At 70.0% G+C, this 26196-nt stretch carries 26 protein-coding genes; 15 read left to right on the top strand and 11 right to left on the bottom strand.

Translation table 11 applies throughout. The annotated features are described in order from the left end of the window. Window positions 1-10: 10 nt before the first annotated feature. Together RBS60_RS17625 and RBS60_RS17620 are read right to left on the bottom strand one after the other, a co-directional pair. Window positions 11-646: a lysoplasmalogenase gene (locus RBS60_RS17625; RefSeq protein WP_307958845.1), complete on the bottom strand. Its 636-nt coding sequence runs from the start codon at window positions 644-646 to the stop codon at window positions 11-13. Between the two features lie 91 nt (window positions 647-737). Beyond that, window positions 738-1175 (bottom strand): VOC family protein, encoded by a 438-nt coding sequence (locus RBS60_RS17620; protein WP_307958844.1) that lies wholly within the window; start codon window positions 1173-1175, stop codon window positions 738-740. 390 nt (window positions 1176-1565) lie between these two features. Here RBS60_RS17620 and RBS60_RS17615 point away from each other — a divergent pair, with 390 nt between their 5' ends. After that, window positions 1566-2774, top strand: a complete 1209-nt coding sequence (locus RBS60_RS17615; protein ID WP_307958843.1) for a hypothetical protein — start codon at window positions 1566-1568, stop codon at window positions 2772-2774. A 124-nt stretch (window positions 2775-2898) separates the two neighbouring features. Beyond that, window positions 2899-4665, top strand: coding sequence for an ATP-binding cassette domain-containing protein (locus RBS60_RS17610; protein ID WP_307958842.1), 1767 nt, complete (start codon window positions 2899-2901; stop codon window positions 4663-4665). Window positions 4666-4706: 41 nt separating this feature from the next. On the opposite strand, the gene RBS60_RS17605 is transcribed toward RBS60_RS17610, so the two are convergent. After that, the gene (locus RBS60_RS17605; RefSeq protein ID WP_307958841.1) at window positions 4707-5393 is read right to left on the bottom strand and encodes a YceI family protein; all 687 of its coding nucleotides are present in this window, start codon (window positions 5391-5393) and stop codon (window positions 4707-4709) included. 6 nt (window positions 5394-5399) lie between these two features. Beyond that, window positions 5400-6134 (bottom strand): type II CAAX endopeptidase family protein, encoded by a 735-nt coding sequence (locus tag RBS60_RS17600; protein WP_307958938.1) that lies wholly within the window; start codon window positions 6132-6134, stop codon window positions 5400-5402. A 167-nt stretch (window positions 6135-6301) separates the two neighbouring features. On the opposite strand from RBS60_RS17600, the gene RBS60_RS17595 reads away from it, so the two are divergent. From RBS60_RS17595 to RBS60_RS17575, 5 genes are all read left to right on the top strand, one after another. After that, window positions 6302-7528 carry an acetyl-CoA C-acyltransferase gene (locus RBS60_RS17595; RefSeq protein WP_307958840.1) on the top strand — a complete coding sequence of 409 codons (1227 nt, stop codon included), beginning with the start codon at window positions 6302-6304 and terminating at the stop codon, window positions 7526-7528. Continuing rightward, complete coding sequence (locus tag RBS60_RS17590; protein WP_374049304.1) at window positions 7529-8563, top strand: enoyl-CoA hydratase/isomerase family protein; 1035 nt, start codon at window positions 7529-7531, stop codon at window positions 8561-8563. Continuing rightward, window positions 8563-9444 (top strand): 3-hydroxyacyl-CoA dehydrogenase family protein, encoded by an 882-nt coding sequence (locus RBS60_RS17585; RefSeq protein ID WP_307958839.1) that lies wholly within the window; start codon window positions 8563-8565, stop codon window positions 9442-9444. The genes RBS60_RS17590 and RBS60_RS17585 overlap by 1 nt, the downstream gene beginning before the upstream one ends. 154 nt (window positions 9445-9598) lie before the next feature. Continuing rightward, the gene (locus RBS60_RS17580) at window positions 9599-10270 is read left to right on the top strand and encodes a hypothetical protein (protein WP_307958838.1); all 672 of its coding nucleotides are present in this window, start codon (window positions 9599-9601) and stop codon (window positions 10268-10270) included. After that, complete coding sequence (locus tag RBS60_RS17575; protein WP_307958837.1) at window positions 10270-10977, top strand: tyrosine-protein phosphatase; 708 nt, start codon at window positions 10270-10272, stop codon at window positions 10975-10977. The genes RBS60_RS17580 and RBS60_RS17575 overlap by 1 nt, the downstream gene beginning before the upstream one ends. Before the next feature lie 26 nt (window positions 10978-11003). On the opposite strand, the gene RBS60_RS17570 is transcribed toward RBS60_RS17575, so the two are convergent. Beyond that, the gene (locus RBS60_RS17570; protein ID WP_307958836.1) at window positions 11004-11918 is read right to left on the bottom strand and encodes an SGNH/GDSL hydrolase family protein; all 915 of its coding nucleotides are present in this window, start codon (window positions 11916-11918) and stop codon (window positions 11004-11006) included. Window positions 11919-12076: 158 nt separating this feature from the next. Here RBS60_RS17570 and RBS60_RS17565 point away from each other — a divergent pair, with 158 nt between their 5' ends. Beyond that, window positions 12077-12670, top strand: coding sequence for a GNAT family protein (locus RBS60_RS17565; RefSeq protein WP_307958835.1), 594 nt, complete (start codon window positions 12077-12079; stop codon window positions 12668-12670). A 19-nt stretch (window positions 12671-12689) separates the two neighbouring features. Here RBS60_RS17565 and RBS60_RS17560 read toward each other — a convergent pair whose 3' ends face one another. Both RBS60_RS17560 and RBS60_RS17555 read right to left on the bottom strand, forming a co-directional pair. Beyond that, window positions 12690-13631 (bottom strand): SGNH/GDSL hydrolase family protein, encoded by a 942-nt coding sequence (locus RBS60_RS17560; RefSeq protein ID WP_307958834.1) that lies wholly within the window; start codon window positions 13629-13631, stop codon window positions 12690-12692. Between the two features lie 52 nt (window positions 13632-13683). After that, entirely contained in the window at window positions 13684-14496 is an 813-nt protein-coding gene (locus tag RBS60_RS17555; protein ID WP_307958833.1) for an SGNH/GDSL hydrolase family protein, read from the bottom strand. A gap of 273 nt (window positions 14497-14769) precedes the next feature. On the opposite strand from RBS60_RS17555, the gene paaZ reads away from it, so the two are divergent. The 7 genes from paaZ to RBS60_RS17520 all read left to right on the top strand — a co-directional run bounded on the left by paaZ (window position 14770) and on the right by RBS60_RS17520 (window position 21431). Then, on the top strand, window positions 14770-16899 hold the full coding sequence (gene paaZ, locus RBS60_RS17550; protein WP_307958832.1) for a phenylacetic acid degradation bifunctional protein PaaZ: 2130 nt from the start codon (window positions 14770-14772) through the stop codon (window positions 16897-16899). Between the two features lie 211 nt (window positions 16900-17110). Next, window positions 17111-17545 carry a VOC family protein gene (locus tag RBS60_RS17545; RefSeq protein ID WP_307958831.1) on the top strand — a complete coding sequence of 145 codons (435 nt, stop codon included), beginning with the start codon at window positions 17111-17113 and terminating at the stop codon, window positions 17543-17545. Next, on the top strand, window positions 17545-18186 hold the full coding sequence (locus tag RBS60_RS17540) for a helix-turn-helix domain-containing protein (protein ID WP_307958830.1): 642 nt from the start codon (window positions 17545-17547) through the stop codon (window positions 18184-18186). Before RBS60_RS17545 ends, RBS60_RS17540 begins: the two co-directional genes overlap by 1 nt. Before the next feature lie 56 nt (window positions 18187-18242). Further along, window positions 18243-18647, top strand: a complete 405-nt coding sequence (locus RBS60_RS17535) for a VOC family protein (RefSeq protein WP_307958829.1) — start codon at window positions 18243-18245, stop codon at window positions 18645-18647. A gap of 136 nt (window positions 18648-18783) precedes the next feature. Next, window positions 18784-19653 (top strand): class II glutamine amidotransferase, encoded by an 870-nt coding sequence (locus RBS60_RS17530; RefSeq protein ID WP_307958828.1) that lies wholly within the window; start codon window positions 18784-18786, stop codon window positions 19651-19653. A 6-nt stretch (window positions 19654-19659) separates the two neighbouring features. Further along, the gene (locus RBS60_RS17525) at window positions 19660-21120 is read left to right on the top strand and encodes a CoA transferase (protein ID WP_307958827.1); all 1461 of its coding nucleotides are present in this window, start codon (window positions 19660-19662) and stop codon (window positions 21118-21120) included. A 2-nt stretch (window positions 21121-21122) separates the two neighbouring features. Next, window positions 21123-21431, top strand: a complete 309-nt coding sequence (locus tag RBS60_RS17520) for a hypothetical protein (protein ID WP_307958826.1) — start codon at window positions 21123-21125, stop codon at window positions 21429-21431. A 20-nt stretch (window positions 21432-21451) separates the two neighbouring features. Here RBS60_RS17520 and RBS60_RS17515 read toward each other — a convergent pair whose 3' ends face one another. The 4 genes from RBS60_RS17515 to RBS60_RS17500 form a co-directional block, all read right to left on the bottom strand. After that, window positions 21452-23974 carry an HAD-IC family P-type ATPase gene (locus RBS60_RS17515; RefSeq protein ID WP_307958825.1) on the bottom strand — a complete coding sequence of 841 codons (2523 nt, stop codon included), beginning with the start codon at window positions 23972-23974 and terminating at the stop codon, window positions 21452-21454. A gap of 27 nt (window positions 23975-24001) precedes the next feature. Then, on the bottom strand, window positions 24002-25093 hold the full coding sequence (locus RBS60_RS17510; RefSeq protein WP_307958824.1) for a beta-propeller fold lactonase family protein: 1092 nt from the start codon (window positions 25091-25093) through the stop codon (window positions 24002-24004). Between the two features lie 3 nt (window positions 25094-25096). Beyond that, entirely contained in the window at window positions 25097-25762 is a 666-nt protein-coding gene (locus RBS60_RS17505) for a GrpB family protein (RefSeq protein ID WP_307958823.1), read from the bottom strand. Between the two features lie 98 nt (window positions 25763-25860). Continuing rightward, window positions 25861-26139, bottom strand: a complete 279-nt coding sequence (locus RBS60_RS17500) for an HPr family phosphocarrier protein (RefSeq protein ID WP_307958822.1) — start codon at window positions 26137-26139, stop codon at window positions 25861-25863. Window positions 26140-26196 lie beyond the last annotated feature (57 nt).

The raw sequence follows: 26196 nt of genomic DNA, 5'->3' as shown, positions 1-26196 counted from the left end.
GGACCGAGCCCTAGGAAAGGCCAGCGAGCCAGACGAGGAACGCGAATTGCGCCACGTGGTACGTCGCCATGACGTGCCATTCCTTCAATACCGGCCCGACGAATGCGCGCCAGCCGAGCAGCAGGTCAGAGGCGAGGAAGAGGGCAGCGCCGCCGAGCGCCCACGGTGAGCCGGTGGTTCCTGCGGTGAGCGCGAGCGCGGCCAGCGCTGCGATGTAGGTCCCGACCGGGATGCTCAGCCCCGGGCTCTGGCGTCTGACCGCGCGCAGCAGCGGGGGAGCCGCGAGCGGCAGCACGACGACGAGCATCGCGGCGGCGAACAGCGTCCCCGCCACGGATGTTGCCTGCGTGACGAACGCGGCGACGAAGGCCACGTGGGCCAAGAGGAACGCGGCGAGCCCGGGGCCCAGCGAGCGGCCGGGGAGCAGGAGGACATCGCCTGCTAGCGACGCCGTGAACGCCGCGAGGAGCAGCACCTGGGTCCACCCGTGCCACGGCTGGACCGCGGCAGCGGCGCCGATCAGCAGCACCATCGGAGCCGGCTTGGTGCGGTGCCGCACTCGGGTTGCACCGCGCGCCGTCGCCCGCCAGTCGACGAGCGAGGCGAGGGCGGCAGCCCCGGCTAGCACCCACACGAGCGGCGTCACGGCGAGCTACCCGGGATGCGCACATGGTGAGCCTACCCGGGTTTCCCGCGCGCTCGCCGTCGCCCGACCGCGATGCCTCAACCGACGCGGCTCACGAGATGCAGAACTCGTTGCCCTCCGGATCTGCCATGGTGTACCACCCGTGCGGGCCCTCACGGCCTTCCCAGAGGAACGTTGCGCCGCGGGACTCGAGCGCGGTGCGGATCTCGTCCTTGTCATCGCCGTCGAGACGGACGTCCCAGTGCACGCGGTTCTTGACCGTCTTGCCCTCCGGGACGGTCTGGAACAGGAACCGCTGGCGCTCCTTCTGTCCGACCTGGTCCGGCGGGCAGATCGCCTGGGCGCTGGCCCACACGAGCACGCCCTGGTGGGTGGTGGTCTCGGCCTCCGTCGCGAAGCCCTCGGAGACCATGCGCCGGATGAACGCCTCGTCGCTCGGCTCGACGACCCAGCCCATCGTTTCCGCCCACCAATCGGCCTGCGCGTGCGGGTCGCGGCTGTCGATAACCACTTGGAATCTGTATGCCATGCGCCCCACGGTAGGGTTCCGCTGGTGTGGGAGGGAAGGCAGAAGCGGACAGCTGGTGTCCGCATGGTGGGAAGGCTTCCTCGACCCCTGCCGAGGGCTCGGGACGTAGTCCTCTAACCGGTCCGCCTGGCTTCGGTGAGTCTGGGAGCCGGACGGCTAGAGGAGGCCAGCGATGTCAGGAGTCCGTTGGGTGACCCAGGTCCCTCCGAACACTGGAGATCGGCGGGACAGCGGGGGGCCTTTGGCCTGGACCGCAGCCCTCGCGATGACCGCACTTGCCGTGGCCGGCTGCTCATCAGGGAGCTCGGCGCCGAGTTCAACGGTGTCGGCTTCGGCGTCGGCTAGCGGGCCTTCAGCTCCTTCCGCGAAGGTGTTCACGACGGAGAACTCATGGCCGTCATCAACGCAGTGGCCGCGCGCCGCAACGTTCCCTATGGTGCGCAGGATTCCCGCAGCCTGCGCATCGGCGCCACGGCAAACACGTGGCCGGCACGCACAACAGTCGCCACACCCGGCGAGTGCCAGCCCTTTGTGGCCAAGGATCCGATAGACATTGCCAAGGACGCCGGCACAAGCTTCGCCACCGGTGCGCTGCCCATCTCGGGCGGCTCCGGTGGTCCCACGACGACGGTCATGTTCACCATCAGAAGCGCGGCCAAGGACGTCCTCGCCTCCTCCGACTTCAACTACAACGACGATCTGCTCGCGCGCTGCAGCCAGTTCGATCTGCAGCATACTGAGGGATCGAACGCCTCGACGTACACCGTGCGACTGCTCCCGGCCCCGACCATCGGTGAGCGCTCTTTCGCTGCTGTGCAGACCACGAAGCCGCGAGGGCCGGGCGATCTTGGCGGAGCAACGCTCAACGTCCTTGCGGGAACGCTGTCCCTCGCCCTCTCGCTCAGCGTGACGCCGGACGGCGACCTGCAGCCTGCTGTGGAGTCCATGGCAGGCATCGCGCGAGACCTCCTCGATGAGGCGGCGACCAACCCTCCGGCGGTGAGCACGCCCACGCCCAACTCCCGCACGCCTGAGCAGCTGGCAGCCCTGATCCAGGGCATTCCCGGACCTGACGGCAGCACAGCCCTGGTCCACGCCCAGCTCATCCCAGCAGAGGCCGCCGCGTCAGCGCCGCCCAGCCAGACGGCGTGCACCCTTGACGACGCCGCATACCTCGGCGCGCTCGGCGGCTCGTCGATGGTCCAAGGCACCTACTCGGGAAGCCCGGCAAAGAAGTCGTTCCTGACTCTCCGCGCGGTCAGCATGGCAGGGTCGATCGCGACCCCTTATCCCTTCGACACCCGTGCAGAGGCGCTCCGGACCTGCTCGTCGATCACAGAGAAGGTCCTGGGTGGAAGCCAAGGCCGCGCGTGGTCGTCGCTCAGGCCGCTGACGGCGGTGCCGGGTGGCGACGCGAGCTACGCCGTCGTCTATGAGCTTTCAGACGGCACCGGGCAGAAGCACCTTGCGGTCGCCGCCCGGCGGGGAAGCCTGACGATCGAAGTGGACGATGTCCGTGCCACCGAGGCAGAGGTGCAGCCCGCGGCCGAGGCGCTGGCAGCCTTCGTCAACCAGATCTTCGCCAAGTCGGGTCTCTGACGGCGGGCGCCTTGACACGCCGGCCACGGGCCGGGACGCTATAACGCATGCTCCGCTGATCGCTTCTCTGTCCAGTTCCGCCCGGGCATCGGTGTGCCCGCGAGCCCCCGAAGCGAGTCCCGCCATGCATGCGCCTCTCCATCGTTTCCACTCCAGTCGCCCCGAACCGCCCGATCACGCGGGCATCGCGCCCCGCAGCTCCGTCCATATCACCGCCGCCGGCGTCTCCCACGGCTACGGCGACCGGCTCCTCCTTGACCGAGTGGACCTCGTCATCGGCGACGGCGAGCGCATCGCGGTCGTGGGCGAGAACGGCTCGGGAAAGTCCACGCTCCTGCGCCTCCTCGCAGGCGACGAGCCTCCCGAATCTGGCACGATTGCGGTCCATGGGCGCGTTTCACGCCTTGCCCAGACGCAGGACGCCGCCGCGACCATCGGCGGGCTTCTCACCGCCGCATCGGAGACGGCAGCGTCGGGAACGGCCTCATGGGAGGGGGTCGCTGGAGCAGGCACGGCCGCAGCCACGGGCAGCGGCGAGCAGAGCGGCGAGGAGGCAGACCCCGACGAGGCGGCCAGCGCCGTCGTGCGGGCGGAGGTCGCGGCGGCCATCGCGCTCGAGCGCCTCGGGGTAGGGCACCTCGCCCGCGAGGGCCGCGACCGAACGCTCGGCAGCCTCTCAGGCGGGGAGGCCGAAAGGGTGGCCTTGGCCCTCGCACTCGCGGACCCAGCCCCGATCCTGCTCCTCGACGAGCCCACCAATCACCTCGACGCAGCCGCCCTGGCGTGGCTGGAGGCCGAGATCGCTGCGCGGCCGGGGATCGTCGTGGCGGTCTCCCACGACCGCGACTTCCTCGAGCGGTTCGCGAGCGTGATCCTGGAGGTCGACGCCGATACCCGCACCGTGCGCCGCTATGGCACCGGGTACGCGGGGTACCGCGCCGAGAAGGCCCGCGAGCGGCGTGGCTGGGAGCGGGCGTACATCGAGTGGGTCGGGGCCAAGGAGCACGAGCGCGACAAGGCCACCGGGGTCACAGACCGAGTCGCCTACGGCCGCATGACGGACAACGACAAGTCCGGGTACAACTACTTCGGCCAGCGCGTCTCGGCGGCGGTCGAGAGCCAGATCCGCTCCGCGCGCGAGCGACTGCGGCGGCTCGAGGCACAGCCCATTTTGCCCCCGTCGAAGCCGCTGCACCTGGCCGCGGCCTTCGAGGTGGAGACGGGCGCTAGCGTGACGCTGTCCCGAGTGGCCTCGCCCGGGCGGCTCGCACCCGTCGATCTGAGCCTCAAGCCCGGGGCGCGACTCCTTGTCACCGGGCCCAACGGTGCGGGGAAGTCGACGCTGCTCGGCATCCTGGCCGGTGTCGTCCCGTACACAGGTGCGGCGGTCACGGTGGTTGAGCGCGGCGGCGCAGAGTCGATAGGCCCCGTTGTCGGGTTCCTGCCCCAAGAGGTCCCACCGCCCGCGAACCCGAACGCGCGCCTCCTTGCAGCCTACGCGGCGGGCCTCACCGGCGGGCTGGACGACCATGCCGAGGCGCTCATGCATACTGGCCTGTTCCGCGTCCAGGACTTCTTCGTGCCCGTCGGCTCTCTTTCGGCAGGGCAGTACCGGCGGCTCGCCCTCGCGCGCCTGCTGGCAACACGGCCCGAGCTGCTCCTCCTCGACGAGCCAACCAACCACCTCGCCCCGCTGTTGGTCGGCGAGCTCGAGGATGCCCTCACGAGGTACCGCGGCACGCTGGTCGTGGCGAGCCATGACCGCGCCATGGCGCGATGGTTCGAGGGGCTTGGTGCGGGCGCCGCGGTCGGCGGGGGAGATCGCGAGGGCCACCGTCGGCTCGCTCTCGAGCCCGTCGGGTCTGCGGGACGCCTCCACGCGCACCATTGAGGAGCTGACTCCCAGGAGACGACCCTCAGAAGCTGGGGCGCTCAGCCGCCCTGGGAGAGGTTCACCCGGAACTCGACCTGGGCGTGGTCCTCGACCTTGACGAAGCCCAAGTTCGGGGGGTCGATGCCGAAGTCCTTCACCGCGATCGGGATCGTGCCGACGGCGACGATGCGGTCGCCGTCGCGCAGCACCTGCAGGTCCGCCGTGACCGCTCGCTGAGCGCCTGCCAGCGCGAGGGTCCCCGGAACCTTGACCTCAACCGGCGTTCCGCCGATCTCAGGCAGGGTCACGGGGGAGTTGAGGGTGAAGGTTGCCTGAGGGTACTTGCCTGCGGAGATCACGGTGAAGCGGAAGTAGTTGTCGCGGCCGGAGTTGTCGGTGGCGATGGTCCCGGCCTCGACCGCGATGCTTGCGGCCGTGAGGTTCCCGTTGGCCACGGTAGCCGAGCCCGTGACCCTGTCCGTGCGCCCCACCACGGCCACAGCATTGCCGTTGAGCACTTCGTTGACCCGGTAGCCGGCCTGCGAGCCGCTGCCCACGGTCCAGGTGCCATTGTCCGCGCCGGTGGGGCGCGGCGTCGTGCTCACCTGAGAGGCGCCGGCCGTGACGCTGAACGGGTCCACCTGCTTCGGACTGAGGGCCGAGGAGATGATCGGACCGCCGATGACAACGGCGAGGATCACCGCCACCACAATGCCGAGGGGGACGAGGAGGGCGCGCTTGGTCACGGGTTCCTAGGAGGTCAGCGAACTGATGTCCACCGTATACATGAGCACCACGGACAGCAGGTTCTTCAGGGCGTGCAGTGAGTAGCTGAACATCAGGTTGTTGGCTGTCCACGCATAAGCGAAGACGAGCACGAGACCCAGCGCCAGGTACGGCGCGAGCGCCTGGACGGTGATGGCCTCGCGGCCCGCGATGTGCAGCGCTGCGAATAATACCACTGAGGTCACGTAGCAGACCCAGCGGTTCACATACCGGCTGAGCTTGCCGATCATGAGGTGCCGGAAGACGTACTCCTCGACGAACGGCCCCACGAGCACGAGCAGCGGTGCCGTGAGGTACCACGGGACATGCGCGGTCATCTCCTCGAGGCCCGATTGGTTGACGGACACCTCGACGCCGCCGGCGAGGGCCACGACGATCGCCGTCACAATGAGCATCACCACGAGCAGCAGCGGGAGGACCCCGATCGTGAACCACGGTCGAGTGGCCAGGATCCGCAGGTCGCGGGCCACGTAGTGACGTGCGGCGATGATGGCGACGATGAAGACCGCCGCATACACCCCGAGGTTGAGCAGGTACGCGCCGAGCAGCGGGTCCCGCGTGAGCCAAGGGAGACGGTCGAGCGGGAGGAACACGAGGGCCAACGGCAGGCCGAGGTAGAGCACGACGGCGAGTGCATCAGCGGGCGTGTAGCGGGAGAAACGTCGTGGCTTGGCAGGCGACGTTGAGGACGATCGGAGCATCAAGGTCAGAACGAATGCGCAGCACTGTGGGTTCCGTTCGCGCCTGGGCATAGGTTGACCAGTGGGGGAGGGAATGAGAATCTTTATAGAACGAACGGTCGGTAACTATTCGTGCCGGCACGCCGATGGAGGCCGTGTCCTGCGCGACGAGGCATGAGGGAGTGCACATGGCTGAGGCGTTTCTGGTGGGTGGGGCGCGGACCCCGGTGGGGCGGTACGGGGGTGCGCTCTCGGGGGTGCGTCCGGATGACCTGGCCGCCCTGGTGGTGCGGGCGGCGGTGGAGCGGGCCGGGATCGATCCGGCACTGGTGGACGAGGTGGTCCTGGGCAACGCGAACGGGGCCGGGGAGGAGAACCGGAACGTGGCCCGGATGGCGTGGCTGCTGGCCGACTACCCGGACAGCGTGCCGGGGATCACGGTGAACCGGCTGTGCGCCTCGGGCCTGTCCGCGATCATCATGGCCTCCCATATGGTCAAGGCCGGCGCCGCGGACCTCGTCGTCGCCGGCGGGGTGGAGTCCATGAGCCGCGCCCCGTGGGTCATGGAGAAGCCCGGCACGGCGTTCGCCAAGCCCGGGGCGGTGTTCGACACCTCGATCGGGTGGCGCTTCACCAACCCCGCCTTCCTCTCCGGGGAGCTCTCCCGGGACGGCAAGGCGTCGTACTCGATGCCGGAGACTGCGGAGGAGGTCGCCCGCGTCTACGGCACCTCCCGCGAGGACTGCGACGCGTTCGCCGTCCGCTCCCACGAGCGGGCGCTCGCCGCGATTCAGGCGGGCCGCTTCGCCGAGGAGATCGTCCCGGTGACGGTCACGGGCCGCAAGGGCGCCCAGACGGTCGTGGACACCGACGAGGGCCCGCGGGCGGGCACCACCATGGACGTCCTCGCAGGGCTCCGCCCGGTCGTGGCTGGCGGCTCCGTGGTCACGGCTGGCAACGCCTCGACCCTGAACGACGGCGCCTCGGCGGTCGTGGTGGCCTCGGAGGCCGCCATCGAGCGGTACGGCCTGACCCCGCGCGCCCGCATCCTGGACGGCGCCTCCGCAGGGGTCGCGCCCGAGGTCATGGGGATCGGCCCGGTCCCGGCGACCCGCAAGGTCCTGGACCGGGCGGGCCTCTCGGTCGCCGATCTGGGCGCGGTGGAGCTCAACGAGGCCTTCGCCTCCCAGTCCCTGGCCGTGATCCGCGAGCTCAAGCTCGACCAGGAGACCGTCAACCGCGACGGCGGGGCGATCGCCCTGGGCCACCCCCTGGGCTCCTCCGGGTCCCGCCTCGTCGTGACCCTGCTGGGCCGCATGGACCGCGAACTCACCGGCCCGGGCCGCAAGCTCGGCCTGGCCACGATGTGCGTCGGGGTCGGCCAGGGCACAGCCCTCCTCATCGAGGGCATCTAGATGGCCCAGGGCACCGGCGCGCAGGGCCGCCCCGCGGGGCCGGGCACCACGTCGGACGGGCCGACAGCTGCGGGCATCCCGGCAGACGGCACCGGCGCGCAGGACGGCCCCGCGGGGTCGGGCACCCCGTCGGGTTCCGCCACCCCCGGGGGCGAGGCCGCGCCGTCGTCCGCGCCCTCCGCCGACCCGGCGCACGACGCAGCGTCGAACAATGACGCTACGCGGCTTGACGCGTCCGGGTTCAGCACGCTCGTGGTTCAGGAGCGGGCCGACCGGGTGCATGCGCGGCTGCACCGCCCGGCGGTGCGGAACGCGATCGACCAGACGATGGTGGACGAGCTGCACGCCGTGTGCGCGCACCTCGAGGCGCATCCGAAGGTCCTGATCCTCTCCGGCACCCCCGCCTCCGTGGCCCCGGGAGGGAAGGGGATCTTCGCGTCGGGGGCGGACATCGCCCAGCTGCGCGAACGCCGCCGAGACGACGCCCTGGCCGGGATCAACTCGGCCGTCTTCGACCGCATCGCGAAGCTCCCGATGCCCGTCATCGCCGCCCTGGAGGGGTACGCCCTCGGCGGCGGGGCGGAGCTGGCCTACGCCGCGGACTTCCGCATCGGCACCGAGTCGCTGCGGGTCGGGAACCCCGAGACCGGTCTGGGGATCATGGCCGCGGCCGGGGCCACCTGGCGCCTGCGCGAGCTCGTCGGCGAACCCCTCGCGAAGGAGGTCCTCCTCGCGGGCAAGGTCCTCACCGGCGAGCAGTGCCTCGCGGCGGGCCTGGTCACCGAACTCGTCGAGCCCGAGCAGCTCCTGCCCGCAGCGCACGCCCTCGCGGACCGCATCGCCGCGCAGGACCCCCTCGCGGTGCGGATCTCCAAGGCCGTGTTCCACACCCCCCGGGAGGTCCACCCCCTCATCGACACCCTGGCCCAGGGCATGCTCTTCGAGTCCCAGGCCAAGTTCGACCGCATGCAGGCATTCCTGGACAAGAAGACCAACGGCACGGGCAGCAAGAAGACAGACGGGAAGAAGCAGTGATGGGAAAGATCAACCTGGCAGAGGGCCTCCCCGCACGCGTGGGGGTCCTGGGCGGAGGCAGGATGGGCGCCGGCATCGCCCACGCGTTCCTGATGAAGGGCGCGGAGGTGGTCGTGGTCGAGCGTGACGAGCAGGCCGAGGAGGGCGCGCGGGAGCGGGTCGAGTCCTCCGTCGCGAAGTCCATCGAGCGCGGCGCAGTGGACGGGGCCCTGCCGGAGGCGAAGGCAGCGATCCTGGAGTCGTTCACCACCTCGCTGGACTATGCCGCGTTCGCCGACCGCGACCTGGTCGTCGAGGCCGTCCCCGAGGACCCGGCCCTCAAGAAGGCGGCCTTGACCGGCGTCGAGGCGGTGCTGGGCGCGGGGGCGTTCCTGGCCACGAACACGTCCTCGCTGTCGGTGTCCAAGCTGGCGGAGTCCCTGGCCCGGCCGGAGCGGTTCCTGGGCCTGCACTTCTTCAACCCCGTCCCGGCCTCGACCCTGATCGAGGTCGTCGTGGCGGAGAAGACCGCACCGGAGCTGGCCGCCGCGGCGAAGGCCTGGACCGAGGCATTGGGCAAGACCGCCGTCGTCGTCCGCGACGCCCCCGGCTTCGCGTCCTCCCGCCTCGGGGTCGCCATCGCGCTGGAGGCGATGCGCATGGTCGAAGAGGGCGTCGCCAGTGCGGAGGACATCGACAACGCCATGGTCCTGGGCTACAAGCACCCCACCGGGCCGCTGAAGACCACCGACATCGTCGGACTCGACGTCCGCCTCGGCATCGCCGAATACCTCCACTCGACCCTCGGCGACCGGTTCGCCCCGCCGCAGATCCTGCGCGACAAGGTCGCCAACGGCGAACTCGGCCGCAAGACCGGCAAAGGCTTCTACACCTGGAACTGACCCCCCACCCCTGCCGTTGAGGGGTCCCTGGCAAAGCGTTGAGGGGTCTTTGGCGACCCAATGAGCGGTCCCGCCCGGGTCAACGGGCGCGCCAGAGACCCCACACGCGCCCGCCAGAGACCCCGCAAGTGAAGGGGTGGGGGAAGATGGTCGCGTGAGCATCCAACGCGCTGCCGCCCCAGATCGCACCGAGCCGTTCTTCGCGCCGTGGCTGGGCTGGGTGGCGCTTGGCGAATTCGTCGGCTTCCTCATACCAATGGGCGCCGAGTCGCTCGTCATCGCCGCGGACCTGCCGGACCTTCCGGGCGCGGGACTGCTCGTGGTCGCGGGGCTAGGCGAGGGAGCTGTGCTCGGTACGGCCATGGCCTGGCGCTTCTCCCGGCGGATACCCTCGCTGAATCGCCGCAGGTTCATCGTGTTCACCGCCGTGGCGGCGGCCATCGCGTGGGCAGTCGGCATGCTGCCGGTCGTCACCGCCGCGGTGTGGATCGATTGGTCCATGCCGCTCACGGTCGCCGTCGGACTCGTGCTCGGACTCGTGCTCCTTGCGAGCATCGGCGTGGGCCAGTGGCTGGAGCTGCGTCGCCACGTGCCCCATGCCTGGATCTGGGTCCTCGCGACGGCTGCCGCATGGTGCGTGGGCCTGGGCGCCTTCTTCATGATTGCGCCGCCCTTGTGGAACGAGGGCCAGCCACTGATTCTTGTCTTGGTCATCGGTGCGCTGGGGGCGGCCGCGATGGCCGTTGCGATGGCCGCGGTGACGGGCTGGGCCGCAGTCCGGCTCGTTCGGCGAGTGCTCCCCGCCAGCATGGCGCCCCTCGGATGATGCCCGTTGGATGGGAGGGCGCCGTCAACGCCCGCCATGTTCTCGGGAGCGTGTACCGCATGGGCCGTCGCGAGTGGCTCACCGAACGCGGGTGGCGGCAGATGCACGACGACGGCGTCCGCACCATCATCGACCTCCGCAACCCGGGCGAGCAGCGCCGGCGTCCCACCGATCCTGAGGTGCGGCCCGACGCGATGGCGGGGATCGTCGTCGTCAATGCTCCGACGGAGGACCCGGACCACCCCGAGCTCGCGGAGCAGTTCGCCGGCCAGAGCCCGCCTTACCTCAGCCACCCGAGCGGCTACGCGGGCATCGTCCGGCTGTTTCCCGAACGTCTTGCCACGGTCTTCCGCGCCATCGGCGAGGCGCAGGGCGGCGTCGTGCTCCACTGCTCGGCAGGGCGGGACCGAACGGGCCTCATTGTCACGATGCTTCTGCAGCTCGCCGATCCCGCCGCGGCGCGCGCGGCGGCCGCCGAGCAGTACGAGGCGAGCGCGCGGGGCATCAACGAGTGGCACCGCATCAGCCCGGTGAGGCACCCGTACGAGCGCTACCACAACGACGCCGAGCTCGCGCCGCTGCTGGCCGAACGGCAGTCGGCGCTCGCAGCGTTCGCCGCCGGGCTCGACGTCGAGAGGTTCCTTCTCGATCACGGCCTCAGCCGCGCCGAGCTCGCCGCCGTGCGAGCCAAGCTCGGCCGCCGCTGAGCCTCCTCAGCGGCGGCCGGAACCGGTCAGCGTTGCAGTGCCGGGACCACGACCGAACTATTCAACGCCGGGTAGTATCCCTCGATGTAGCCCGTCTCGTTGGGGTGCAGGGCAGGGCTGTTGAAGAAGTCGTCGAGGCTGGCCCAGGGGCCCGAGTTGATCCACGGGGTCGGGGAACCGTAGCCGTGGCCGTCGAATCGGGACGTGACGTCCGCGAAGGTCGCGCCACCGCCCGTGGCCACCGCCGCGAGGGTGGCGTTGAGCCGGTCGATCCCTGCGTTGAGCATCGCGGCATTCGCCGGGGTGATGAACGGGTCGGCGTCCGTGAGGTATCCAGGCGAGAAGATGCGCGGGTAGCCGAGCCAGACCACCTTGGCGTTCGGCGCGAGCGCGCGCACGTGCGCGAGGTTCGCGGCGTAGATGGCTGCCTGGGAGGGAAGGGCTGTGGCGATGCCGGCGACGGCGTCCGCGCAACTCGGCAGCGGGAAGGGCGCCTGGTCGCGGAACTTCGAGCAGGTGAGGAAGAGCTGGTAGAGACCGAGGTCGTTGCCGCCGACCGTCATGCTGACCAGCTGGGTCGACGTGCCCAGCTCGCCACGGCCTGCGGCGATGTCGGCGATGGCCGCCATGTCCGTTGACGTCGCCCCTCCGCACGCGGCGTCGGCCACGAGGTTGATCCCTTTGCGGTGGGAGAACTTCGTCACGTGGTCGTAGCCGCCGCCCAGACACTGGCCGTCGAAGAGGCTTGGTGGCTGCAGGTTGTAGGCCGGTCTGACAGTGTCGTCCCCGGAGCCCATGCCGGCGCCGAAGGAATCGCCGAGGTTGACGTAGTTGACGGGAGGCGGCGGCGCTGCGGCAGACAGCGTGGCTGCGCCGCCTGTGATGAGCAGTGTGCTAGAGATGACCGACAAGGCGCGGATGAGGCGATTGTGACGGAACATGGTTTCCCCCTGAGAGCGAGTCATTAAATCCATACGATGGAGATATTAGCGCCCGCACCGGATGCCGCCAATACTTCGAGGGGTTCCTTCTCGATCACGGCCTCAGCCGCGCCGAGCTCGCCGCCGTGAGAGCAAAGCTCCGCGCATAGACTCACCGCATGTCCTTCGTCGAACCCGTGATTCTGCGGGGCCGCCTCGTGACCCTTGAACCGCTCTCCTCTGATCACTGCGAGGCCCTTGAGGACGCCGTGCGCGACGGCGACCTGTGGAACCTCTGGTACACGTCAGTGCCGCGCCCTGAGGATATGGCGGCCGAGATCGACCGCAGGCTCGCGCTCCAGAGCGCTGGCTCGATGCTCCCGTTCGCGACGCGACGCGTCTCCGACGGCCGCATCATCGGCATGACGACGTACATGAATGTCGACGCTGTGAACCGCCGCGTCGAGATCGGATCCACCTGGAATGCTCTGAGCGCGCAGGGCACTGGGACAAACCCCGAGTCCAAGCTGCTGTTGCTGCGGCACGCTTTCGAGACGCTCGGCTGCATCGCCGTGGAGTTCCGAACGCACTGGATGAACCGCCAGTCGCGCGCTGCGATCGAGCGACTCGGCGCGAAGCAGGACGGTGTGCTCCGCAGCCACCAGCTCATGCCCGACGGCTCGCTCCGGGACACGGTGGTCTATTCGATCGTCGCCTCCGAGTGGCCCATGGTCCGGAACGGACTCGAGCTGCGCGTCGCCCACAGGGGGTGAGGCGCAGCTCGGTCAGGGATCAGAGCTTTGCGGCCTGGGGAATCTGAGCGGGCTTCACCTGCCTGACCGCGACGGGGTAATACCCCTCTGCGTAGCCGGTTGCCGTCGGGTGGAGGTTGAAGATGTATCCGGGATCGGCCGGGTTAAGGACGAGTGGGGTGATCCAGGGGGCAGAGGAGCCGAGCTCGTGGCCGTCGAACTTCGGGACGACGTTGGCGAACTGCGCGTTCTTTACGCCTTTCAGGCCATCCTTGATCGACGAGTTGAGCGCATCTGCAGCCTCGTTGAGCGCGACGGCCTCGTCATTCGTCAGGAAGCCATCGCCTGGGAGGATCGTCGTCGGCTGGCCAGCCACCGCGAAGAGGTGCGGATAGCCGAGCCACGCGATGCGCGCATTCTCGGCGGCGTCCCGGATCTGTGCGGCAACCCGGGCTACCAGTGGGGTGACCACGGTAGGGGCTGCCTCGGCCCCGTTATGGAAGAGGGTGACGCAGCTCTGACCGCTCTGCTTCAAGGCCCCGCACTGTTCGAGGAGGCCGACAAAGCCGAGATCGTTACCGCCGCCCGTCAGAGTGACGAGGCCCGTGCTCGTGGTGAGCGCCCCCTTGTTCACTGCGACGCGTATCTGATCGGGGATGCTCGGGTAGCTGGCTCCGGGCGCTAACGTGGCGCCGGCGCAGGCAAAGTCGCCCACCAAGTTCACCGACATCAGGGCGGAGAGCAGGGTCACGTGGTCAGGTCCGGAGCCATAGCATACGGGGGCGGAGTAGTTCGGGTTCACCTCCGGTGCGCCAGCGCCCCAGCCGGCGGAATAGGAGTCGCCGAGATTCACGTAGTTGACGGGGGGCGGCGGTGTTGCGGTGGCGGGAAGGGCGCTCACCCCCGCGACGAGGCTGATGGCAGCGACCAGCGCCGTGACCCCTCTGGTGATCGGCGACGCTGTCCGGCTGGTGTGGCTCATGGTTCTCCTTGACTTGGCAGGGCGGGAAGGGGACGGACGGGGCTGACCGTGGCTACTGCACGTAAGGTCGGACGGCCGGCACATAGCCGAGCGTGTATCCGGAGTCGTTCGGGTGGAACCACTCGAGTTGGTTGGTTGTGTCCCGCGGGCTGTGAATCCACGGGGCCGCCGAGCCGATGCCGTGCCCGATGAAGGCCCACGTCACTGAGGAGAACGAGGTGCCGTTCGCATAGGCCGAGGTGGCGATCGTGGTGTTGAGGAGATCCGTTGCGTAGTTGATGGTGTCTTCCATCGTCCGCTGGATAACCGGCTCGGTCGGCGACACTGTGAACAGCCGCGGGTAGCCGGTCAGGACAATGGCGGCGTTCGGGGCCTTGGCTCGGATCGCTGTGATCATGGTCCGGATCTTCCCCGGAAGCTGGGGCAGGTCTACGAAGAGGGATTTTGCGAGGGCTTGCTGGCAGGTCGTGGACTGCGGTGCGCTCATACAGGCGGCCGCTACCTGGCCGGAGCCGATGTCGTTTGCCCCCACGGTCACCGAGACGCGCCGCACTGCACCGTTGAGCGCCCCGAGTTGGGTCTGCACAACGATTGAGGTGGTGGCACCGAAACACGCGTTGTTCAGACCGCCGAGCTGCGTGGGATAGGCCTCGGCGGTGCGAAGGCACGTGGCATCCACATAGTCTGACCCCCCCGTCCCGGCCGCGATTGAGTCGCCAAGACCGACGTAGGCCGACGGCGGTGTAGCCGATGCAGGGAGGACAGCGGTGCCCGCGACGAGCCCGAAGGCCGTCAGGAGGGCCAGAAGGGCCCGGGCGATGGGGGATGGTCTGCGTGTGGGCGGGTGGTTGGTGAGCGCGTTCATGTGAGGTCCTCACTCGAGGTGCCCCCACGCCGTCGTCCATCCCCCAGCCGGTGGACTGGCGCCGCGGAGGCTAACAGTCCTGACTCGCGTCATCCTAGGCAGTGGGGTCTTGTAGCAGAAGGGGCGGAGGACGCTTGTTTCGGCTCCCCTCGTGCCCTGCAGGCCTTCCGTGTATTCTTGACCCATTACCGAACGGCCGGTCAGTAATGCCTCTGAGAAGGTTGGCCCGGTCGCTTCATGGCTCCCCGCCCCGACCGGAAGGATCCGTCGACGATGACCACTGCCCCGGAGACCACTGCACCAGAGGCGACCCGGGTCGCCGTCGTGCCCAGCTACATCCGCGACACCTGGTGGACGCCCGCCGAATCGACCAGCAAGGGCACTGAGGTCAGGGATGCGAGCACGGGCGAGCTGCTCGCCGTCGTGAATGCGGACGGCCTCGACCTGAAGGCCATGGTCGAGCACGCTCGCACGGTGGGCCAGGCGGGGCTCGGCAAGCTCACCATCCACGAGCGCGCCCTCAAGCTCAAGGAGCTGGCCCAGTTCCTCAACGGGCGCAAGCAGGAGCTCTACGAGCTCTCGTTCCGGACCGGCGCAACGAAGATCGACAACATGGTGGACATCGACGGCGGCATCGGCGTGCTCTTCACGTTCGGCTCGAAGGGGCGCCGCGAGCTGCCGAACTCAAACGTGATCGTGGACGGTCCCCTTGAGGTCCTCTCCAAGGACGGCTCATTCGCGGGCGAGCACATCTACACCCGTATCCCCGGCGTCGCCGCGCAGATCAACGCGTTCAACTTCCCCGTGTGGGGCATGCTCGAGAAGTTCGCCCCCGCGTTCATCGCCGGCGTCCCGACGATCGTCAAGCCCGCTACCCCGACCGGCTACGTGGCCGAGGCGATGGTGCGCCTCATGGTCGAGTCCGGCATCCTCCCGGCCGGCTCGATCCAGCTCATCTCCGGCTCCGCGCGGACGCTCCTGGACGAGCTCGACTACCGCGACATGGTCTCCTTCACCGGCTCGGCCGGCACCGCGAACCTCCTCAAGTCGCACCCGAACGTTGTGCACGGCGGGGTCCGCTTCACCTCGGAGACCGATTCCCTCAACGCCGCGATCCTCGGTCCCGACGCCGTTCCCGGCACCCCAGAGTTCGACGCGTTCGTGAAGTCCGTGGTCACCGAGATGACGGTCAAGGCTGGCCAGAAGTGCACGGCGGTGCGCCGCAGTATCGTCCCCGCGGAACTCGTGGACGACGTCGTTGCCGCCATCGGTGCGCGGGTGACGGAGCGCGTCGTGGTCGGCGACCCTCGGGCCGAGGGCGTCACGATGGGCGCACTCGCGTCGATGGAGCAGCTCAAGGACGTGCGGGGCGCCGTCGAATCGCTCGTCGCCGCAGGCGGGCGCATCGCGTTCGGTTCGCTCGAGGCCCCGGAGGTCGTCACGGCCAGCGGCCAGAAGGCCGTCGTCGGAGACGGCGCGTTCATGTCTCCCGTGGTCCTGACGTGGGAAGACGCGCTCGCTCCGGCCCTGCACGGCACCGAGGCGTTCGGCCCGGTCTCGTCCGTGGTCGGCTACTCGAGCCTCGACGAGGCTGTGAAGCTCGCGGCGATGGGCGCGGGCTCGCTCGTCGCCTCGGTCGCCACGAACGACCCGGAGGTCGCGCGGACCCTCGTGACCGGCATCGCCGCGCACCATGGTCGCGTGCTCGTGCTCAACCGCGAGGACGCCAAGACTTCGACCGGCCACGGTTCCCCGGTCCCGCACCTCGTCCACGGCGGCCCGGGCCGCGCGGGCGGCGGCGAGGAACTCGGCGGCATCCGCTCCGTCAAGCACCACATGCAGCGCACCGCCCTCCAGGGTTCGCCCAACATGCTCACCGCGGTGACGGGCCTGTGGCACACGGGTGCGGACAGGAACCTCGCGGACCCTGCCGACCCGTCGACGCACCCGTTCCGCAAGTCGCTCGCGGAGCTCCGCGTGGGCGACGCGATGCGCTCCGAGCTGCGCCAGATCACGCGCGAGGACATCTCGAAGTTCGCCGCCGAGACCGGCGACACGTTCTACGCCCACATGGACGATGAGGCGGCCCGCGCCGCCGGCGTGTTCCCGGGGATCGTGGCGCACGGCTACCTGCTCGTGAGCTGGGCCGCCGGCCTGTTCGTCTCGCCCGAGCCCGGCCCGGTGCTGCTGAACTACGGCCTCGACAACCTGCGCTTCCTCCAGCCCGTGCCTGCCGGCGATTCGATCCGCGTGACCCTCACGGCGAAGCAGATCACCCCGCGGGTCACGGACGAGTACGGCGAGGTCCGCTGGGACGCCGTCCTGACCAACCAGGACGACGAGCTCATCGCCAACTACGACGTCCTGACGCTCGTTGAGAAGGAGTGGCCGAAGAAGGCCTGACCCCTCCCGCCGAGGTCACCCCGTGTGGCGCCGAGGTCGGGCCGTGTGAGTGCGAGGTGGGGCCGTAACAGGCGACGGCGGTGGGCCGGGTTCCATACCCAGCCCACCGCCGTCGTGCGCTCCGGAGCAGGTCTGTGTGAGCCCTTGACCATCCACTTGTTTTTTGCAAGTGTTAACGCAATCACCATCCGAACCCACAGGGGAGACCGCAATGACTGCCATGTTCGTCAATCTGCCGGTGACCGACTTGGATCGCGCCAAGGCGTTCTACACGGCGATCGGATTCACCATCAACCCCCTCTTCACGGACCACAACGCCGCCTGTGTCGTCGTGGAAGAAGACCACAGCTACTTCATGATCCTGGTGCGTGAGTTCTTCCAGACCTTCACCGACCTGCCCATCGGCGACCCTGCGGTGAATCCGTCGGTCTCGACCGCGATCTTCCTCGACAGCCGTGATGCCGTCGACGCCGCGGTCGCCGACGGCCTCGCCGCGGGAGGCGCGGAAGCGCGTCCCGCCGCAGACTACGGATTCATGTACCAGCGTCAGCTGACCGACCCGGACGGCAACCTCCTCGAGTTCGGCTGGATGGACCCGGCCGCCGCCGAGCAGGGCCCCGAGGCCTTCGCCAACCAGCAGGCCTGATGGCCGCACGCGACTACGGGCAGTACTGCGGCCTCACCCGAGCACTTGAGCTCGTCGGAGAACGGTGGGCCCTGCTGATCGTCCGCGATCTGCTGGTCGGGCCGCGCCGCTACGGGGAGCTCGCCGCGGGCCTGCCCCGCATCCCCAGCAACATCCTGGCGGCGCGGCTCAAGGAGCTGCAGGAGGCCGGCGTCCTCCGCCGGGCGCCGCGCTCGCGCGTCGTCGTGTACGAGCTCACGGACTACGGCCGCGAGCTCGAGCCCGTGGTGCTCGCGCTCGGTGCCTGGGGCTTCAAGGCCATGGGAGAGCCGCGCGAGGAGCAGATCATCACGCCCGACTCGATGACGATGGCCCTCCGCACCGCGTTCCGCCCGCACGTGGCCGCTGGCCTGCCCCCGACCGCCTACGCCGGGCGCTTCGGCGCGGCCGAGCTGCTCATCCGAGTGGACGGCGCCAACCTCGACGTGGCCCGCGGAGACGGGCCCTCCGACCTCGCCTTCGCAGCGGGGCCGGGCATCCACCGGCTCATCTCCGGAGAGATCGCCCCGGACCGCGCGATCGCGGCAGGCGTCATCGAGGTGCTGCGGGGTCCGCATGTCCTCCTGGGCCGCTTCGCGAACACCTTCCACTTGGCCGCCTAGATTCCCGCTCCCGGGCTTAAACTGGTTCCCGTCAGTTCCCTTCGTGGAGGTGCGCCATGACTCTGGCGATGAACCCTGCAATGACAATCCTGACGGTGGCCGACGAGGCCCGCGCCAGGGACTTCTACGAGGGAGCGCTGGGGCTCCCTGTCCGCGGAAAGGACCCGACCGGGATGACCATCCTGAGTCTGGACGGAACCGCACTGCTGGGCCTGATGGTGGATGAGAATGCCATCCGCACGGGCCACACCGCCGTGCAGTTCGAGGTCGACAACCTCGAAGGCGCCATGGCGGACCTCGAATCCCACGGTATCCACTTCGAGGACTACGACCTCCCGGACATCAAGACCGATGAGCACCACATCTTCGACCTCGGCGGCGAGCGCTGCTCGTGGTTCGCGGATCCGGACGGGAACATCATCAGCCTGCATCAGGGCGGGGTCACCGAGTACAACCTGTAACTGCTGGTCTGTCCAGCGCACGACGGCGGTGGGCCGGGTACGCGACCGGCCCGCCGCCGTCGTGCGCGCCACCTCATGCACGGTCAGGGGTGCCGAGGGTAGCCTGAGCCGTGATCGGACGTCCGGAGGAGGGGCGATGTGCCGGCTGTTCGGAATGCATGCAGGCCACGCGGCCGTGAGGGCCACGTTCTGGCTCCTCACCGCCCCGGACAGCCTCGAGGTGCAGAGCCGTCGCGAACCTGACGGCACGGGGATCGGTACCTTCACCGCGGACGGCCAGCCCCGGGTGGACAAGCAGCCCGTCGCCGCCTGGGAGGACCGCGCGTTCGCCCGTGAGGCCAGGCATGTGGAAAGCACCACGTTCTTGGCACACGTGCGCTACGCGAGCCTCGGCGCCCACACCTACGTCAACACCCACCCCTTCGAGCAGGACGCCAGGCTCTTCGCCCACAACGGTGCGTTCTCCGAGGTCCAGACGCTGGACGGGCAGCTCCGCGAGCTGGGGGCCAGCGGGCTCGTGCAGGGGCAGACGGACAGCGAGCGCATGTTCGCGCTCATCACCGCCGAGACCCGCCGGGCGGGCGGAGACGTCGGCGCTGGCATCGCGGCGGCCCTGACGTGGATCGCTGAGAACCTGCCCGTCCTGAGTCTGAACTGCATCATCACGACCGCCACCGACCTCTGGGCCGTCCGCTACCCGGACACGCATGAGCTGCACATGCTCGAGAACATCAGCGACGCCCCCGACGTCGGCCGCCACCTCAACGCCCGGAGCCCCCGGATCTCTGCCCACGGCAAGGACGTGGGCGACCACGTCCTCGTGGCCACCGAGCCGATGGCCGACGATCCCCGCTGGGAGATGATGGAGCCCGGCACGCTCCTGCACGTGGGCAGCGACCTGACGACGACCCGTACGTTTCCGTTCCCGGACCATCCGCGGCGAAGGCTCACGCTGAACGATCTCGATCCCGCAGCGGCCGCGTCCCAGCGAGAAGGGAAGGCCTGAGCCGCTGTGGACTCCGACCGCCAGCCAGGGCTCCTCGACCTCAGGAGCTATCTCGCCCCTGCCCTCGAGACCGTGCCCGCGCCGGATGGCTGGTGGTCAGGGCCGCGCCGCTGGTGGGCCGGTGCGCTCGACGCCGAGGGGTTGGCCCTAGGCTCGATCGGCGCCCTGGTCTCGGCCCTTGCGGCGCTGGACAGCGCCCAGGGCGACGCCGCCAGCGGCAGCCGCGTGGCGACGTCGTCCGCGCTCGTGGCGGCGTCCTTCGACTCCATCCGCCACCTTCGTGTCGACGGGAATTCGGCGGACATCTGGGCGCCGATGTCCGGGTTCCGGCGGACGCGCGACGGCTGGGTGCGCCTCCACGCGAACTACCCGCACCACGCCGAGCGGCTCTTGGCCGCGATGGGCATGACGTCCGCAGACCAGCTCGACGCCGCCCTCCTCGAACGGGACGCGCTCGAGATCGAGGACGCCGTGCGGTCGGGCGGGGGAGTGGCGGCGGCCGTCCGGACCCCTGACGAGTGGGCGGCCACGCCCATGGGACTCGCCGCGGCGGGCGAGCCATGGGTCGGCCTCGCGCTCGACGAGGCCCCCTCGCCGCGGCCCCTTCCGCACGACGGCGTGGGCGGCCTCCCGCTGTCCGGCATCCGCGTCCTCGACCTCACACGCGTCATCGCCGGTCCGAGCGCCACGCGGCTCCTCGGCGCGCTCGGAGCCGACGTGCTCCGCGTCGATCCGCCGCAGCATCCCGAGCTCCTCGACGCGCACCTCGACACGGGCTTCGCCAAACGCAGCGCCGTCGCCGACCTCCGGAACCCCGAGCAGGCGGCGAGGGTGCGCACGCTCGCAGGCGAGGCCGACGTCGTGCTCCTGGGCTACCGGCAGGCGTCGCTCGCGCGGTACGGGCTGGACATCGACTCGCTCCGGGAGGCATTCCCCCACCTTGCCGTCGTGGCCCTGAGCGCGTGGGGATGGACCGGGCCGTGGGCCGACGGCCGAGGCTTCGACAGCATCGTGCAGGCAGCGTGCGGGATCGCGCACCTCTATGGAGGCTTGCCTGCCGGCACCGGTGCGTCCAGCACCGTTCCGCCGGGCCGTGCTCCGTCCGGTCCGTCGACGCGCGACGCCGCGTGGCGGCCGGGAGCATTGCCCGTGCAGGCACTCGACCACGCGACGGGGATGGCCGTGGCGGCGTCCGCCGTCGCGCTGCTCGCAGTCCGGAGCCGCGGCGTCACGGGCAGCGCGCGCCTGAGCCTCATCGCAACGGCCAACGAGCTGCTCCGGGCCAGCGTGCCCGATCCGTCAGGTGGGCCAGTGGCGCTGGTCGTCGAGACCCGGCACGCCGACTCGGCGTACGGACGCCTCGACTTCGTCCCGCCCCCGCTGATCCTGGACGGAACCCAGCTCGAGTACCCCCACCCGTCCGAGCGCTACGGATCGGCGCCCCTCGGGTGGAGCCATCGGGGCTGAACGTGGCGTACTTCGTCGTGACGTTCGGCCGCGGCCCCCGGTGGTCGCCCGACTGTCCGCGGCGCGCCCAGGACGGGTGGGACGAGCATGCCGCGTTCATGGACGGTCTGGTGCGCCGCGGCGTCGTGCTCCTGGGCGGCCCGCTCGGTGACGACGTCGACGAGGGCCCCGCGCTCGTGCTGGTAGCAGCCGACGACGCGCGGGCCGCGGCTTCGGCGTTCAGGGGCGACCCGTGGCATGGCACGGTGCTCGTGACCGAGCGTGTGACGCGCTGGACCCTGTGGCTGGGAGAGCCGCCGGCACCCGCTTAGCCCGGACCGATGTCAGCGAGTCATCCCCGGGTCGCCTTGGCCCGGCGCAGCCAGCCGTCGATCCACCACGCGAGCTCCACGAGCACGATCCCGGCGCCCGCGCAGGCCAGCGCCGTCCATGTGTGCCCCCAGTTCGAGGGGTCGAGCTCGAACAGCGTTCGCGTGAGCGGCATCGCGAACATCGCGAACGATGCCGCCATCATGACGACCACGAGCACGACCTTCCACCACGCGTACGGGCGGGCAACGATCGCGAGCACCCACAGCGCGATGGCGATGAGGGTGATGAGCGCCGAGGTGCTGGCCTGCACTTGGGTGGTGCCGCCCCCGGCCACCGAGGGCCGCACGAGGAGGTAGCTCGTGAACGATGCCACAGCGATCACGATCCCCGCGGGGATCGCCATCCGCATGACGCGCCCCACGAAGCCCGGCCGGGCACGGTCGTGGTTCGGTGCGAGCGAGAGGACGAAGGCAGGCAGGCCGATCGTGAACCAGCCCGTGATCGTCACGTGCCGCGGGAGGAACGGATACGGCAGGGCCTCGAATCCGATGAGCCCCGGCACGCCCACCATGAGCGCGAGCAGCACCGAGTACACGGTCTTGGTGAGGAACAGGTTCGCGACCCGCTCGATGTTCCCGATCACGCGGCGGCCCTCTCCGACCACGTGGGGGAGCGTCGAGAACTTGTTGTCGAGCAGCACGATCTGCGCGACCGCGCGGGCTGCCGGGCTGCCGGCGCCCATCGCGACCCCGATGTCCGCGTCCTTGAGTGCGAGGACGTCATTGACGCCGTCACCCGTCATGGCCACGGTGTGCCCGCGCGACTGCAGTGCCCGGACCATGCCCCGCTTCTGAGCGGGACTCACACGCCCGAACACTGTCCGCTCCTCGAGCGCGGCGGCCAGCTGCTCCTCGTCCTCGGGCAGCCCGCGCGCGTCGACGGGGGAGCCCGCGCCCGGGAGGGCGAGCTGGTCCGCCACGGCTCCGACCGAGGCCGCGTTGTCCCCCGAGATGACCTTGACCGTGACCTTCTGCGCCTCGAAGAAGTCAAGGGTGGGACGCACGTCGTCGCGCACCTTCTGATCGAGGACCACGAGCGCTGCGGGCTCCATGTGAGGCACGGCGCCGCCCGCCCGGCTTGCGCTCGCGGGCTCGCCGACGGACGGGGCGGACGCGGGGAGCTCCTCCGCGCGGGCCAGGAGGAGAACCCGCAGGCCGTGGGCGCCGACTTCCTCGGCCTCGTGCCGTGCCGGCGAGCCCTCGGGCAGGAGCACGTCCGGCGCCCCGAGGATCCACGCGCCATGCTCGGCGAACCGCACACCGCCGTACTTGCGTGCCGAGGAGAAGGGGAGCGTCTCCTCGACGGTCCAGCCGGGGGATTCCGGGTATGCGGCGAGGACGGCCTGCATGCTCGCGTTGGGTCGCTTGTCGGCGGCGGCCAGAGCTGCGAGGGCCAGAGATGGGAGTGCTTCTGCGGGGAGGGACGCGGGTCCGAGGCCCGACGGCACGGGGTGCGCGGCGCCGTCGTGCGTCGTCTCTCGGGAGGGCGCGCCAACGGCGAGCTCGCGCACCTCGGCCAGCTCCATCGCGTTCTCGGTGAGCGTCCCGGTCTTGTCCGCGCACACTACGTCTACCCGGGCGAGGCCCTCGATCGCAGGGAGCTCGTTCACGAGGCAATTGCGCCGGCCGAGCCGCACCACGCCGACGGCGAACGCGATCGTCGTCATGAGGATGAGGCCCTCGGGGACCATCGGCACGAGGGCCGCGACCATGCCGCGCAGCGCATCGGGGAGCGTCTGGCTGCCCGTGAGCTGGTTGTACACCGAGAGGATGCCCGCGGGGATGAGCAGCCACGTGATGACTGTGAGGATCGTGTTGATGCCGTTGCGCAGCTCCGAGTTCACGAGCGTGAACTTGCTCGCCTCCGCCTCGAGCTGAGCCGCGTACGCCTCGCGGCCCACCTTCGTGGCGCGGTAGAGGCCAGTGCCCGAGGAGACGTAGGAGCCGGAGAGGACCGGGCTGCCGGGGGTCTTCGGGATCGGGTCCGCCTCCCCGGTGAGCAGGGATTCGTCGAGCTCGAGGCCTTCCGCGGAGAGGACCTCGCCGTCCACGACGGCCTGATCGCCGGGGCCGAGTTCTATGACGTCATCGAGCACGATCCCATGCGGCGGGATCGCGGCCGTGCGGCCGTCGCGGCGCACCTGCGGGTGCGCCTGGCCGACGATCGCGAGCTTGTCCAAGGTGCGCTTCGCGCGCAGCTCCTGGACGATGCCCACGATGCTGTTGGCCACGATGAGGCCCGCGAAGAGCCCGTCCAGATAGTGGCCGGTCGAGAAGATGATGACGGCCAGAACCGCGAAGATCGCGTTGATCCGGGTGAAGACGTTCGCCCGCACGATCTCCCACGTGCTGCGGCTCGCGCGCGGCGGGACGTCGTTGGTCCTGCCATCCGCGACCCGCTGGGCCACCTCCTCGGCCGTCAGCCCCCGCGCAGGCGCTTCTCCTCCCGCCGACGGAGCGGTGCTGGTCCCCACGTCACCCATGCGTCAACACTAGTCGGCGCCTTGCATTCAAGCCCGCGCTGGAGCCTCCCAGCATTCGATCCACAGCGGGCCCGCCGCCGTCTCGGCCCGTGAGACGGCGTCGAGCTCGCCGTCGGGGCCGATCGCGTACGAGGTGACATGGTCCGAGCGCTCGCCGCACGCGAGCAGCCAGCGCCCCGAGGGGTCGACGGCGATGCCGCGCGGCTGGGACTCGGTGTCAGTGCGCCGCAGGTACGTCAGAAGGCCGTCGGTGCCCACGGCGAAGGCGGCGATGGTGCTCGTTGAGCGCTCGGTGGCGAACAGGAAGCGTCCGTCCGGGGTGAGGCGCAGATCAGCGCACCACACGACGCCGGGACCCGGATCCGGGGTGCTCGGGGACCTGACCGGGCCGGGCGTGAGCCCCAGGCCCTCGACCGACGAGACTCGCTGCAGTTCCTCGAGGCTGCCCGTCGCGGCGTCCCGTGAGTACACGGCAACCTCGCCGGAGAGCTCGTGCAGCGCGTACACGCGCGTACCGTCCGCGCTGTGGCGGAGATGCCGGGGTCCCGACCCCTGGGCCGAGGCGATGGACCCGGCCGCGTGTACGACGGCGCCGTGACCGGCCGCTTCTTCGGCACCACCCGGCGTCTGGGATCCGATCGGGAACCAGGAGATGCGGTCAGAGCCGAGCGACGCCGTATAGACGAAGCGCCCGTCGGCGCTCGGGACGGCACTGTGCGTGTTGGGGCCGGACCGATACTCGGTGAACCGCCGGCCCGTCGAGGCCCTGGGGACTGGGTAGCTCACCATGAGGCCCTCATGGTAGGAGGCGCTGAAGATGGTGCGGCGGTCCGGCCCGAGCGCGATGAAGCATGTGCTCGCCGGGACCTCCTCGGCGGGGCCGCTCCTCGCGGCACCGGACTCCGGGTCCAAGCCGAGGGCGACCGTGCGGTGCGGTTCCCCCCGATTCCCGTTGACGCCGGCGAACAGCGTCCCCGCCGGATCGAGCGCCATCGTCGAGACATGCTGGAGGCCGTCAGTGCGGGAGAGATGCTCGAGCGCGCCGGTCGCGGGATTGAGGGCGAGCGTGTCGACGGCGCCGTCCCCTGCGCAGGCGACGAAGACGAAGGTCTGGACCATGGGTCACTCCTCTGGGTTGGGCTCGGTGCTGGGCTCGGCGTTGGATACGGTGCCGTCGAGCCAGCCGGCCGCGCGGAACAGGCGCTCGTAGATTGCCCGGATCACCGGTTGCTTGCGCTGGTTGTAGTCCATGACGCGCTGTTCCGTGCTCGCGCTTGCGGCAGCGACTTTGGCGTCCCGGTACTCCGCGAGGCTGGCAGGGTTGGCACGCAGCCAGTCACGGAACATGCGGTGGCGCACTGTCTCGGGACACCCCGGGCCGAACACGTGGAGGTTGACCTGCGGGTCATCCTCGGGGCTGTCGCGGACGAGGCAGCGGTGCTCGTGCCACTCCGGCTCGCGGATCCGCAGCCGGTAGCCTGCCCCCTCGAGCAAGGGCACGTAGTCCTGCTCGCTGGCAGAGTCAGCGACCGTGAGGTCGACGTCGATCACCGGCTTGGCGGGCAGACCTGGCACCGACGTGGAGCCCACATGCTCGATCGAGAGCGCCTCGGGGCCTAACGCGGCGCGGATCCCGGCGGCGACGGCCTCGAACTGCTCCGGCCATGCGGCGTCGTACTCCACGATCCGGATCGGGACCGGAGTGGGCGGCGGACCCACCCACGGGCTCGAGCCCGGGAGCGGCTCGGGGTGACGCATGACGGCGGCGCGCCAGCTGGGTTGGTCCACTTCGCCAGACTACCAATCGGGTCGCAGTGCCCTGAAGCCGGATCGTGCAGACCCCAGCAGCGCTCCCGGGCTGTCTGTTCGGTTATCTATTCGGTGTCCTATTCGGCGTCGTGGTCGGTTTCGAGGACGGTGACGAGGTGGTCGAGGGCCTGGTCGGCGCCGGGTCCGTCGGCGCGGAGGATGACCTGTTGGCCGTATTCGGCGCCGAGGGACATGAGGGAGAGGATGCTGGAGGCGTCCATGGCCTCCTCGGCGGGCTCGCCGGGCTTGGCGATGGTGACTTCGAGGCCTGCCTGTCCGGCGGCTTCGGCGAAGATGGCGGCGGGGCGGGCGTGGAGGCCGACGCGTGAGCCGATGGTCGCGGTGCGTTCTGCCATGGGTTGCTCCTTCTGGTTCCGGGGTGTGGTGCTGGTCGGGGGGAGGGGTGTGGCGGG

Source organism: Sinomonas sp. ASV486 (genome assembly GCF_030908215.1).
Lineage (GTDB): Bacteria > Actinomycetota > Actinomycetes > Actinomycetales > Micrococcaceae > Sinomonas > Sinomonas puerhi.
This window is presented reverse-complemented; position numbering and strand designations above follow the sequence as displayed.

Bases quoted from the DNA above. Each gene is read 5' to 3' on its own strand.
- RBS60_RS17620 (WP_307958844.1), bottom strand. From the start codon at position 1,175: ATGGCATACAGATTCCAAGTGGTTATCGACAGCCGCGACCCGCACGCG.
- RBS60_RS17615 (WP_307958843.1), top strand. From the start codon at position 1,566: ATGGCCGTCATCAACGCAGTGGCCGCGCGCCGCAACGTTCCCTATGGT.
- RBS60_RS17610 (WP_307958842.1), top strand. From the start codon at position 2,899: ATGCATGCGCCTCTCCATCGTTTCCACTCCAGTCGCCCCGAACCGCCC.
- RBS60_RS17600 (WP_307958938.1), bottom strand. From the start codon at position 6,134: ATGCTCCGATCGTCCTCAACGTCGCCTGCCAAGCCACGACGTTTCTCC.
- RBS60_RS17595 (WP_307958840.1), top strand. From the start codon at position 6,302: ATGGCTGAGGCGTTTCTGGTGGGTGGGGCGCGGACCCCGGTGGGGCGG.
- RBS60_RS17590 (WP_374049304.1), top strand. From the start codon at position 7,529: ATGGCCCAGGGCACCGGCGCGCAGGGCCGCCCCGCGGGGCCGGGCACC.
- RBS60_RS17585 (WP_307958839.1), top strand. From the start codon at position 8,563: ATGGGAAAGATCAACCTGGCAGAGGGCCTCCCCGCACGCGTGGGGGTC.
- RBS60_RS17575 (WP_307958837.1), top strand. From the start codon at position 10,270: ATGCCCGTTGGATGGGAGGGCGCCGTCAACGCCCGCCATGTTCTCGGG.
- RBS60_RS17570 (WP_307958836.1), bottom strand. From the start codon at position 11,918: ATGTTCCGTCACAATCGCCTCATCCGCGCCTTGTCGGTCATCTCTAGC.
- RBS60_RS17565 (WP_307958835.1), top strand. From the start codon at position 12,077: ATGTCCTTCGTCGAACCCGTGATTCTGCGGGGCCGCCTCGTGACCCTT.
- RBS60_RS17560 (WP_307958834.1), bottom strand. From the start codon at position 13,631: ATGAGCCACACCAGCCGGACAGCGTCGCCGATCACCAGAGGGGTCACG.
- RBS60_RS17555 (WP_307958833.1), bottom strand. From the start codon at position 14,496: ATGAACGCGCTCACCAACCACCCGCCCACACGCAGACCATCCCCCATC.
- paaZ (WP_307958832.1), top strand. From the start codon at position 14,770: ATGACCACTGCCCCGGAGACCACTGCACCAGAGGCGACCCGGGTCGCC.
- RBS60_RS17545 (WP_307958831.1), top strand. From the start codon at position 17,111: ATGACTGCCATGTTCGTCAATCTGCCGGTGACCGACTTGGATCGCGCC.
- RBS60_RS17540 (WP_307958830.1), top strand. From the start codon at position 17,545: ATGGCCGCACGCGACTACGGGCAGTACTGCGGCCTCACCCGAGCACTT.
- RBS60_RS17535 (WP_307958829.1), top strand. From the start codon at position 18,243: ATGACTCTGGCGATGAACCCTGCAATGACAATCCTGACGGTGGCCGAC.
- RBS60_RS17530 (WP_307958828.1), top strand. From the start codon at position 18,784: ATGTGCCGGCTGTTCGGAATGCATGCAGGCCACGCGGCCGTGAGGGCC.
- RBS60_RS17515 (WP_307958825.1), bottom strand. From the start codon at position 23,974: ATGGGTGACGTGGGGACCAGCACCGCTCCGTCGGCGGGAGGAGAAGCG.
- RBS60_RS17510 (WP_307958824.1), bottom strand. From the start codon at position 25,093: ATGGTCCAGACCTTCGTCTTCGTCGCCTGCGCAGGGGACGGCGCCGTC.
- RBS60_RS17500 (WP_307958822.1), bottom strand. From the start codon at position 26,139: ATGGCAGAACGCACCGCGACCATCGGCTCACGCGTCGGCCTCCACGCC.